The organism is Methylobacterium sp. J-090 (genome assembly GCF_022829345.1).
In the GTDB taxonomy this organism is placed as follows: domain Bacteria; phylum Pseudomonadota; class Alphaproteobacteria; order Rhizobiales; family Beijerinckiaceae; genus Methylobacterium.
Genome location: NZ_JAKSXV010000064.1, coordinates 20295 through 30923, shown reverse-complemented (window position 1 = coordinate 30923; position 10629 = coordinate 20295). Strand labels below are relative to the sequence as shown.

The 10629-nt window shown below is 68.6% G+C and carries 9 protein-coding genes and 1 pseudogene; 8 read left to right on the top strand and 2 right to left on the bottom strand.

The features are described 5' to 3' along the window. Nucleotides 1–388: 388 nt before the first annotated feature. Entirely contained in the window at nucleotides 389–682 is a 294-nt protein-coding gene (locus MKK49_RS09565; protein ID WP_244027968.1) for a hypothetical protein, read from the bottom strand. A 462-nt stretch (nucleotides 683–1144) separates the two neighbouring features. Between MKK49_RS09565 and MKK49_RS09560 the strand changes: the two genes are divergently transcribed. The 7 genes from MKK49_RS09560 to MKK49_RS09530 all read left to right on the top strand — a co-directional run bounded on the left by MKK49_RS09560 (nucleotide 1145) and on the right by MKK49_RS09530 (nucleotide 8535). Then, nucleotides 1145–2230: a glycosyltransferase family 4 protein gene (locus MKK49_RS09560; protein WP_244027967.1), complete on the top strand. Its 1086-nt coding sequence runs from the start codon at nucleotides 1145–1147 to the stop codon at nucleotides 2228–2230. A gap of 7 nt (nucleotides 2231–2237) precedes the next feature. Further along, a complete protein-coding gene (locus MKK49_RS09555; protein ID WP_244027966.1) occupies nucleotides 2238–3377 on the top strand; it encodes a glycosyltransferase in 1140 nt (379 codons plus the stop codon). A gap of 13 nt (nucleotides 3378–3390) precedes the next feature. Continuing rightward, nucleotides 3391–4461, top strand: coding sequence for a glycosyltransferase (locus MKK49_RS09550; RefSeq protein ID WP_244027965.1), 1071 nt, complete (start codon nucleotides 3391–3393; stop codon nucleotides 4459–4461). A gap of 61 nt (nucleotides 4462–4522) precedes the next feature. Then, nucleotides 4523–5665 carry a glycosyltransferase family 61 protein gene (locus MKK49_RS09545; protein ID WP_244027964.1) on the top strand — a complete coding sequence of 381 codons (1143 nt, stop codon included), beginning with the start codon at nucleotides 4523–4525 and terminating at the stop codon, nucleotides 5663–5665. A gap of 128 nt (nucleotides 5666–5793) precedes the next feature. Then, nucleotides 5794–6852, top strand: coding sequence for an endonuclease/exonuclease/phosphatase family protein (locus MKK49_RS09540; RefSeq protein ID WP_244027963.1), 1059 nt, complete (start codon nucleotides 5794–5796; stop codon nucleotides 6850–6852). Nucleotides 6853–6928: 76 nt separating this feature from the next. Then, on the top strand, nucleotides 6929–7681 hold the full coding sequence (locus tag MKK49_RS09535; RefSeq protein WP_244027962.1) for a PIG-L deacetylase family protein: 753 nt from the start codon (nucleotides 6929–6931) through the stop codon (nucleotides 7679–7681). Between the two features lie 2 nt (nucleotides 7682–7683). Then, complete coding sequence (locus tag MKK49_RS09530) at nucleotides 7684–8535, top strand: glycosyltransferase family 2 protein (protein ID WP_244027961.1); 852 nt, start codon at nucleotides 7684–7686, stop codon at nucleotides 8533–8535. 98 nt (nucleotides 8536–8633) lie between these two features. Here MKK49_RS09530 and MKK49_RS09525 read toward each other — a convergent pair. Next, nucleotides 8634–8849 (bottom strand): annotated as a pseudogene (locus tag MKK49_RS09525) (transposase); the annotation flags it as partial. Nucleotides 8850–9277: 428 nt separating this feature from the next. Between MKK49_RS09525 and MKK49_RS09520 the strand changes: the two are divergent. Beyond that, nucleotides 9278–10246 (top strand): class I SAM-dependent methyltransferase, encoded by a 969-nt coding sequence (locus MKK49_RS09520; RefSeq protein ID WP_244027960.1) that lies wholly within the window; start codon nucleotides 9278–9280, stop codon nucleotides 10244–10246. The last annotated feature ends 383 nt before the right edge of the window (nucleotides 10247–10629 follow it).

Below are 10629 nucleotides of genomic sequence, written 5' to 3'. Positions count from 1 at the left end.
CAGCCAAAGCCGGATCATCCATCCGATAAATCGTCTCCAAGATGTACCGGCACCGCCGCCAGACCCTCAAGTCCCGCTGGCCGCCGCCGATGACCGGGGTATACGGACCCCCCATCGCCCCGTCAACACCCCAGATGACAGAGAGGCGAAATTTTTGCGACGGGCGCGGCCACGGGCGTCACGGGGCCGCGGAGGCGATGCGGACGGCCTTTCGAGGAGTGGGCTCTCCTCCCGTCCCGACAGGCCGCCGGACCTTTGATCGGTCAGCGGCACTTCCGTCGCGCGACGCCGAAACGTGAAACGGGACCGATCCGGGATTTCTCCCGGATCGGTCCCGCTCGAAACTCAATGAAAGGCGGCGATCGCTTGGATCGCCGCCCAATCCGCCTCAGCAATCGTTGCCCTGCTGAGCCGCCGTGGGCTTGCCTTCGGCCTGCTTCGACACGTCGCTCGGCGATGTCGCGGTGTTGGAACCGACGTTGTTCATGGCACCGACGGTGCCGGGGGACTCGGCCTTGGCACCGGGAGTGACGTTGCCCGTCGCACCGCCGTCGACCTTAGAGCTTTTCTCCATCGAGGCGGACTTGCCTGCCGTGCCGGTGGCGCAGGGCGCTGCGAAGGCCGTGGTGGCCGAGAGAAGAAGAATGGCGGCAGCGCCGGTCAGCGTGGTCGAACGTTGCATGTGTTCCTCCAGAGATATTGTTCTGAAGCAGAAACGTTGGGTCTGCACCTTGGTTCCTGAGCAGATCTTGAGAAAATCGATTGGCCCTTCGCTGCGGGGCAGCAGGGATTGGTGCGTGGCCGTCCCGCCGCACATACCCCATGCCACCCTCAGCCGGCTTGAGGACCCGGCGATGCCCGTGGCGGCACGGGGGTTTACCGTCTCTCGAAGTCAGGGATCGTTCAGACAAACTATGGAAAAGACAGGATCACTCGTTTTCAAGCGGACCGGATCGCCATCGTGACTGCAGCGACCTCGAAGCACTCGTTCGACACCTTCCTCGGACCCGCAGCCGGAATCGAGCCGAGCCGGCGACATCTTGGCGTTGTTCAGCCGAAAGGCGTCGTGTTAGGGCGGATTTCGGCCGCCTCGACTTTCCACCCCGGCTTCCTGGCCCCCTCCAGCCGCCGTGTTTCAAGTCCCGTGAAGATCGCCATCATCGCGCATCTCAAGTATCCCATCGCCCAGCCCTTCTCGGGCGGCCTCGAGATGCACACGCACTTCCTCGCCAGCGCCCTGCGCGCCCGCGGCCATGCGGTCACGCTCTACGCGTCGGAGGGCTCGCAGGCCGACCTGGGCCTCGTTCCGGTGTGTCCGCCCACGGGCAGTGCCTTCGACGCGGCTTCGGCCATCGAGATCGATCGCCGCGAAGATCGGGCCTACGAAATCATCATGGACGCCGTCGCCCGGGGCAGCTTCGACATCGTCCACAACAATAGCCTCCATCCCCTGCCCCTGCTGCGCGCGCCCGAGATCGGCGCCCCGATGGTGACGGCCCTTCACACGCCGCCCTTCGAACCCTTCGTTCAGGGCGTGCGGGCACGGGCCCACGACATGACCTTTGCGGCCGTATCGGAATCCCTCGCGGCGGAGTGGTGCGACGTGATTCCCCGGCCGCTCCTCATCGGTAATGGGATCGACCTCGACGCTTTCGCCTTCAATCCTCAGCCGAAGGACCCGCCCCACGCCATCTGGACCGGACGCCTCGTTCCCGAGAAGGGGCCGCACCTGGCCATCGACGCGGCCCGCGCCGCCGGCCTGCCCCTGGTCTTCGCCGGCCCACGCAGCGATCCGGCCTATTGGGACAGCATGATCAGCCCGCGCCTCGGCCCGGACGTGACCTATCTCGGCCACCTCTCCCATGCCGACCTCGCCCGACGCGTCGGCGAGGCCCACGTCACCCTGTGCAGCCCGCGCTGGGAGGAACCGTTCGGCCTGGTGGTGGCGGAATCGCTCGCCTGCGGCACGCCCGTGGCGGCGTTCGGGCGCGGCGCGATTCCCGACATCCTCGATGCCTCGTGCGGCGTGCTGGCGAAAGCCGACGATGTCGCCGACCTCGGTCGGGCCGTCGCCGAAGCCATCGGCCTGGAGCGCCAGGCCTGCCGGCGCCGGGCCGAGCACCTGTTCGACGCCAACATCATGACCGATCGCTACGAGGCGCTCTACGCGGAGGAGATCCGCCTCGCCGCGCCCAGTCCGCTCCGCGCCCACCTCCTCGACGAGGCCTGAGCCGGTGATGGCCGATCACGGAGCCCTGTCGCGGGCGGTCGTCTGCGTGCCCGCCCGCAACGAGGCCGCGATCCTGTCCCGGTTGATCCGGTCCCTCGATGCGCAAGCGGGCGCTGGCCCGGAGGCGCGGCTGCGGGTGGTGGTGCTGGCTAACAATTGCACCGACGAGACCGTGCCGACCCTGCGCGCCCTGGAGCGCGACGGCATCAGCGCGAACCTTCGCCTGCGGGTGATCGAGGCGCAGATCGCACCGCCGGACGCCCATGTCGGCACCGCCCGGCGGATGGCCCTGGAGGCCGGGGTCGCCTGGCTGCGCGACGAGAATGTCTCCGACGGCGTCCTCCTCAGCACAGATGCCGACGCCGTCGCTCCGGCCGATTGGGCACTCGCCAACCTACGCGCGCTCGAGGGCGCCGATCTCGTCGGCGGCCGCCTGATGATCGACCCGGAGGCCGAGCGCCCCGATCCGGGGCTGGCCGACCTCCATGCCCGGATCGAGCGCTACTGGGTCGGCGTGCGCGCCCTGGAAGATCTCATCGACCCGCCGCCGCACGATCCGGCGCCGCGCCACGGCGACCACGTCGCGGCGAGTCTGGCCCTCCGGGTCGATCTCTACGAATCCGTCGACGGCCTGCCGGCCCTGGCCTGCGGCGAGGACAACGCCCTGGTCTCGCGGGTCCGCCGAGCCGGCGGGCGGGTGCGCCATTGCCCCGCGGTGTCCATCGCCGTCTCCGACCGGGCTGCCGGCCGGGTCGAGGGCGGTATGGCCACGGAGATGCTGCGCCGATCCCGCGTCGCCGGAGGCCACGAAAGCTACCGCCTTCCGCCGGCGGACCATTGGCGCGCCCTGATCGAGCGCCGCCGCGACTGGCGTCTCGCCTGGGAGGCCGGCGCCGACTGGCCCGCCGCCCTGCGCAGGCTCGGGATCGACGCGGATACCGTCGGGGCCATGGTCGCCGAGGTCACGGACGAGCCATGCCGCAACGCCATCGCGTTCGTCGAACGCCTTGCGGCGCGGATCGGCGAGCCCGGCCCGGAGCCGCAGGCGCAGCCCCTCGACGTGGTCCTGGCCGACCTCGAAGCCCTTCGGAGGACGCTTCGGGCGCGACGTGGCGGAGACCTCGCCATGGCGGCGCCGGCCGCATGAGTCGACACGCGGCATGAACCGGCGGCCCATCGGCTACTACGTCCATCACCAGGGCGCCGGGCACGCGGCTCGGGCGCGCCTCATCGCCCAAGCCCTCAACAGGCCCTGCACCCTCCTCGGCACGTTCCATGGAGCGGACCCCGGCATCACCTCGTGCCTCGACCTGCCCGACGACCGTATCGCCGAGGGCTTCGACGGGCGCGACCAAGCCGCGAGCCGCCCCCTGGCATTCCACTACGCCCCCCTCGGCATCGACGGACTCCGCGCCCGCATGGCCCGGATCGCCGCCTGGGTCGCGGCGGCCGATCCCGTCCTGATCATCATCGACGTGTCCGTCGAAGTCGCGCTGTTCGCCCGGCTGCTGTCGGTGCCGACCCTGGTGGTGCGGCTTCCCGGAGACCGCACGGACCCGCCCCACCTCGAAGCCTTCCGCGGCGCGGAGCGCCTGCTGGCGTTCTTTCCCGAAACCCTCGACAGCGGGACGAACCCCGACTGGGTCCGCGCCAAAACCGCGTATCTCGGCTTCCTCGCCGCCGAACCGCGGGTCGACCGGCCGCCGGAGGACGGCTCCCTCGTCGTGGTCTACGGACGCGGGGGGGCGGGCGGGGACGGCGCCGATCTCGCGGCGGCGGCGCGCGCGGTGCCGGAGCGGCAGTGGCACGTCCTCGGCCCCGTCGCGGACGTGCCCGACGAGACGCCCGAGAATCTCCACCTGCACGGCTGGGTCAGCGAGATTGCGCCGTACCTCGATCGGGCCGCCCTGGTGATCGGGGCCGGCGGCGACGGGCTCGTCTCGGACGTCGTCGCGCGGGCCAAGCGCTTCGTCTGCATCCCCGAGCCGCGGGCCTTCGACGAGCAGGCCGCCACCGCCCGGGCGCTCGCGGCGCAGGGGGCGGCGATCCATCGCCCAGCCTGGGGGCCATCGGAGGCGTGGCCCGACCTGATCCGGGCCGGCGTTGCCCTCGACCCGGCCCGCATTGCATCCCTCGGCCGTCGCGACGCCGTGGGGCGGGCCGCCCGCCTGATCGGCGACATCGCCGACGGGCTCGACCCGGAGAACCGGGCGCCGCAAAGCGTCGGTTGAGCCGTTGGGGTGTTTGAGGCTCCGAGGACAGCGCTGAATGGGTGGGGACGGATCGGAGTCCATGCACGGGAACAAGGCACCGCTCCAGCCCCGAACCGTCGCGCGCCTACCCCTCGACGCGATCGCGTTGCCGGTGGACAGCATCGGCGAACTCTGTGCCGGGCCGGCCCCCGACGGCATCCGGTTCCACGAAGTCGCCCCGCCCCGCGAACAGACCATGCGGCCGCTGTGCTGGCTCGGTTCGGGCGATCGCGCGACGTACGATCGCAACGGCGCGTCGGTGCCGCCGCTGCGCCTCTACCGGATGGGCGGCGGTACGCTGCTGTTCGGCAAGGGTCTTCTCGTGCGCGGCGACGCGCTGATCGAACTCGACCGCTACAAGTTCCATGAACTCGGACGATTCGATTATCCGTTCAACGCCGGCTTCCTCGAACTCGACGAGACGACCGCCCGCATCGCGCCGCCGTCGCGGATACGCGTCATCGACGAGCCGTGCATCCTGCTCTCGCAGGGCGGCGAGGCGGTGTGGGGCCACTGGCTCCTCGACCTCTGGCCCCGGCTGATCCTGGCGCTCGCCGCCCCCTTGCGGGCCCGCATCATCCTCGATGCCGACGTGGCGCCGTGGGTCGGGGATATGCTGCGTCTCGCCGGAATCGGGCCCGACCGCATCCTGTGGCAGGACAAGGGAAGGGAGACCCTGTTCGCCCGCGATGTCTACGTGCCGAGCTTCCTCCGCTGGCGCAGCGCCATCTCACCCCTGGCCAATCTCGCCTGGGGACTGTTCCCGGCGGAGCCCGAAACCTTTCCCGCTCGCCTCTACATCAGCCGGACCCGGACCGGCGCCGGGTCGTCCCTCACCAACCACGCCGAGATCGAGGCCCTGGCCGTGCGCCGCGGCTACGCGGTGGTCCACCCGGAGACACTATCCCTCGGGCGGCAGGTGGCCCTGTTCGCCGGTGCGACCCATGTCGTCGGCGAAGCAGGCTCGGCTCTCCACAACACCGTGTTCGGCCCGGCCGGGACGCGAGTCGGCGTGATGCTGTCGCCGGTGGGCTTCATCCGCATCCTCCAGGCCGGGATCGGCCATGTCCGCGCCCAGCCGACGGGCTTCGCCTTCGGCGAGCCGGCCGGGGATGCGCGCCGGATCGCCATGCCGGTGGAGACGGCCACGCGGATGCTGGACGCCCTGGACGACGGCCCCTAGGCGCCGGGCGACGATTTCCGGACCGGCATCCGGCACCATCGCCGCCGTCGCGGCGTTGCGTCGGTCTTGGCTTTGGCCGGTCGTGCCGGTCTTGGCCGTGATCGGCGTGGGAATGCGGGAGTGCGTGCGTGGCGGGTTCGGTTTGGATATGGGCCCTCAAGGGAGCCGGCTGGCTTCTCGTGGCCGCGACTCTGATCCCGTTCCTCCGCAGCGACGCCGGCTTCATCCGGACCTTCGACTTCCCGCGCCTGCAGGTGGCGGTGGGAATCCTCCCCGTCCTCGCCCTGCTCCTCGTCTTCGCCCGCGACCGGACGGGGCTCATGCTCCTCGTCGTCCTCGTCGCCTGCCTCGCCCACCAGCTCCACAAGATCCGCCCGTTCACGCCGCTCCACGCCCCCCAGGCCGTGGCCGCGACGGACGCCCAGTGCCGGATCGACGCGAAGGTCTCGGTGCTCATCGCCAACGTGCTCCAGGACAACGACGACCACGAGAGCCTCCTGCGCCTCGTGGCGCGGCACGACCCCGACCTCCTCCTCGTGCTGGAAACGGATGCGCGCTGGCGCGAGGCGTTGAGCCCCCTGAAGGCGCGCTACCCCCATGCGGTCGAGCAGGCCCAGCCCAACACCTACGGGCTCCTGTTCTATGCCAAGCTGCCCCTCGAGAATCCGCAGATCCGGTTCCTCCTCGAGGACGACGTGCCGTCGATCCGCACGGGCGTGGTCCTGCCGTCGGGCGAGCGATTCACCTTCTACGGGGTGCATCCGCGCCCGCCCCATCCCGGCCAGAGTTCCGCGCCGCGCGACGCCGAACTCGTGATGGTCGCCCGCGAGGTCCGGGAGCTGAACGGGCCGGCCGTGGTGGCGGGCGACCTTAACGACGTCGCCTGGTCGCGCACCACGACCCTGTTCCAGCAGATCAGCGGCCTCCTCGACCCCCGCATCGGCCGGGGCCTCTATCCGACCTTCAACGCCAAATGGCCGCTCCTGCGCTGGCCCCTCGACCACGTGTTCTTCAGCGACGACTTCCTCCTCGGCCACCTGGAGCGGCTGCCGTATATCGGCTCCGATCACTTCCCGATCCTCATCTCCCTGTGCCGCGCCAGCGCCGCGCCGAAGGTGCAGGACGCGCCGGAAGCCACCGCCGCCGACATGAAAGCCGGGCGCGAGGCCATCGAGGCGGTGTGTTAGGCGCCGCACGGCGGCTTGATCTCCCGGGCCACATCGGTGATGCCGGAGCCCGTCTCCGACCCTGAACGAGGCCCCCATGAACGTCGAAGCGTTCCTCGCCGCCGCAGAGCGCCTGCCCGCCGTCCCCCTCGACACCCTGGTGGGGACCGGGGGCCTCGTGGTGGTTGCCCCCCATCCCGACGATGAGAGCCTCGGCTGCGGCGGCCTCATCGCCGAGGCAAGCCGCCTCGGCCGCGCCGTGCGCCTCGTCGTGGTGACGGACGGGTGCGGCTCGCACACCCATTCGGCCCTCTACCCGCCCGAGCGCCTGCGGTCCCTGCGGGAGGACGAGACCCGCGCGGCGGTGGCGGAGCTCGGCCTCGCGCCCAGGCACGTGCGGTTCCTGCGCCTGCCGGACGCTCATGCGCCGAGCGCCGGCCCGCAGGCCGATGCCGCCGCCGCCGCCATCCTCGAAGAGGCCGATTCCTGCGACGCCGGCGCGGTCTTCGTCACCTGGGGCCACGACCCCCATTGCGATCACAAGGCCTCGGCCGCCATCGTCGGGCGGGCGCAGGCCCTGCGGCCGACCCTCCCCGCCTTCGCCTATCCGGTCTGGGGCTGGACCCTGCCGCCGGAGACGGAGGTCGGCGACGCCCCCGAGGGCTATCGCCTCGACATCGCGGCGCACCTGCCGGCGAAGGCGAAGGCCGTGGCGGCCCACCGCTCGCAGACAACGGACCTCATCCACGACGATCCCACGGGCTTTCGCCTCGCCCCCGAGATGCTGGCGCATTTCGACAAGCCGTACGAGATCTTCCTCCGCATGAACCCGGTCTCGGGAGCATCCTAGCCGTGAGCGCCAGCGTCATCACCCTCAACAAGGGCCGCGACGCCCACCTCGGCCGCCTCCTCGAAGGGCTGGCGAAGGGACCGGCCCCGCGCGAGTGCATCGTCGTCGAGATGGGGGCGGAGCCCCCTCCCCTGCCGGATTACGGTTTCCCGATCCGCCGCCTCGTCCTCGATCTGCCGGGTTTGCCACTCGCCAAGGCCCGCAACGCCGGACGCCGCGCGGCCTCGGGCGACCACCTCGTCTACCTTGACGTCGACTGCATCCCCTCGGCCGATCTGGTGGACAGCCTCGACGGCGATCTCGCCGAGGCCGACGGTCTCGTCTGCTGCGAGGTGCGCTACCTGCCGGCCGGCGCCGTCTCGGACGGCTGGACGGAGGCCGGACTCCACGAAGCCGGCCAGCCCCACCCGGTCCGGGTTTTCCCCCCGCACGGCCTCGAAGCCACGAACAATCCGGGCCTGTTCTGGTCCCTCGCCTTCGGCGTGCGCGCGGCGACCTTCGCCCGCCTCGGCGGGTTCGACGAGGCCTTCGACGGCTACGGCGCCGAGGACACCGACCTGGCCTTCCGCGCCGCCGCCGCCGGGGTGCCGGTGCTGCTCACCGCCCGCGGCGAGGCCTACCACCAGCATCACCTCGCCTGCGACCCGCCGCTCCAGCACTTCGACAGCATCGTCGCGAACGCCCGGCGCTTCCACGCCCGCCACGGCCTCTGGCCCATGGACGGCTGGCTCGACGCCTTCGCGCGCCTCGGCCACGTGTCGCGGAGGTGGCGCGACGACGACCTGACGGTGCTGCGCGCGCCCTCGTCCGCCGAGATCACCGCCGTGCGGGTGGCGTCGGAGAGCCCGTTTTGAAGGGGATGATCGGCCCCTTGGGAGTGGTCCGCCCTGAAGTTTGGCTTTCGAGCCGACAGAGGATGGGACCGATGGCCCAGCGACCGAAGCCCAGGGAGTGGGCAGGTCTTGGGGATCGCCCGCCATTGGCAGCCGATGTTCAGCACGTACATCGGGCCGCTCACAACCGCGCGAAGAACCACGCTGCGCTTTCCGCCACCGCGTTTCGCCGGAGGGATCAGCGGTGCGATCAGCGCCCATTCCTCATCCATCAGATTGCTCGGATCGCGCAGACCGCTCCGATTGTACCAAGTCCGGTTCTTGTTGGGCCACATCAGCAGCCTCAAGAGACACGCTGCCTTTGAATCACAAATCCCTCACATCACTCGACACGTCTCCGGACAAACATTGCGTTCAGACCCGCTCCAATAAATTTTGGGACCAAACATCGAAGCTCACTTGGCACCCCGTGCATGACCAACCCTTTCAGAGCCTTGCCGCTTATCAGGATACAGCTCGAATTAGCGCTATCGCGAGCGCGGAATGACGAGAGAATTGGTGGCTGTCCATTTCATCCCCAAGCTTTCAGGCTCTGCCGCAATGAGGAATGAGGCGCAGCGTTGCCTGACGGACGCGTTCGACAAATGGCTGCGTATAGCCGGCCTTGAGACGAAGGCCACAATCGGCCGCAGCCGCATGGTGGGTCTTTGGGATTAGTGCTAGACATTCCGCCGCGCTCAGATAAGCGCGGCGGGAGACACGCATGAGCACCGGCGCGACGTACACCGTTCACCAGACACCCTCGAACATCGTTGATCACGAGCACCTAGCATTCCTGCGCCAGCATCTTGAGCAGGAAGGAACTCGAGCTGTGGTCGTCGGCTTCGGCGAGTATGCCAAGCATCTGGTCAACTACTATCCCGACCGGATTGCCGCGATCTACGACCCGCGGCCAATGCTCAACAGCGTCAAATTCCGCGGCGTACCGGTCCTCGATGCGCCTGAGCACGCGCATCCCGTAAATATGATTTTGGCTGGTGAGTACGGGCTTCTCTACGACTACTTACCTAAGGTAATCGATTTATATCCAGGCGGAAGAATAGTTATCCCGCCCAGAATGAATTATAAAACCTCAAACGATATCAACGTCTTCGAGCAAGAGGAAATCTATAAGCACATTAAGATAATCGAACACGATGCACCAACGTCAATGATGCAGAAAGAGAAGATCAACTTCCTTCTCGAATTGCTCCGATTCGGCCTGACCAAGCCCGGCATCGTCCTTGAAATGGGGAGCTGGCAGGGCGGCTCAACCTGGTACATGGCGAAGACGCTCGCCTACCTCGGCGAAACCCGCAAACTCTACGCGATGGACCTGTTCGAGGACCACATGATGGACCCGACGGCGACCATGTGCTCCGACGAGATCCGCATCCGCATGAACTCGGCCTACGGTCACTTCGAGATGATCCAGGGCCTTGTGGACGATCCGGAAAAGTTGGCCCAACTGAACGATCAGCCGATCTGTTTCGCTCACATGGACCTCGGCCCGCAGCCGGTGGCCCTCGATTACATCTGGAACCATCTCAGTCCCGGCGCTCCGCTCCTACTCGACAATTATGGGCATCTCGGCGCCCCGCCGTGGGCGTTCGACCGATACATCGAGTCCAAGGGAAGCCGAGTGATCCGCTTCCCATGGTCCGAGCAGGGATTGGTGTTCAAGAACGCATGAGGCTGAAAGCGAGCCCGAGATGCCATTCTCTCGGGCACCCATTCTTGGAGCACCTTCCGTTTCATCCGGTTCGTACCCGGCAGCGGAAAGAAGTTGGCGGCGTCGGTCGGGCTGATGGCCTCGATGAGACGCCCGATGGCAGACCACGCTCCTTCAGTCGAGCACCTGTTCGGTTGCGAGATCCCATTCGGCTCCCGAGCCGGCCTCGTCTTTCCGGCACACCGGATCGGCGCCCCGAATCCAGACCGTTACGACCCTGCTCAGCCGGCAGCGTCGGAAGTGCCGTTCAACGATGATCTCGCGTCGTGCGTAGCACATCTGATCGCCTTGGCTCTGGATGAGACACGACCCTCCATCGACTGGATCGCCCTCGAACCCGGATA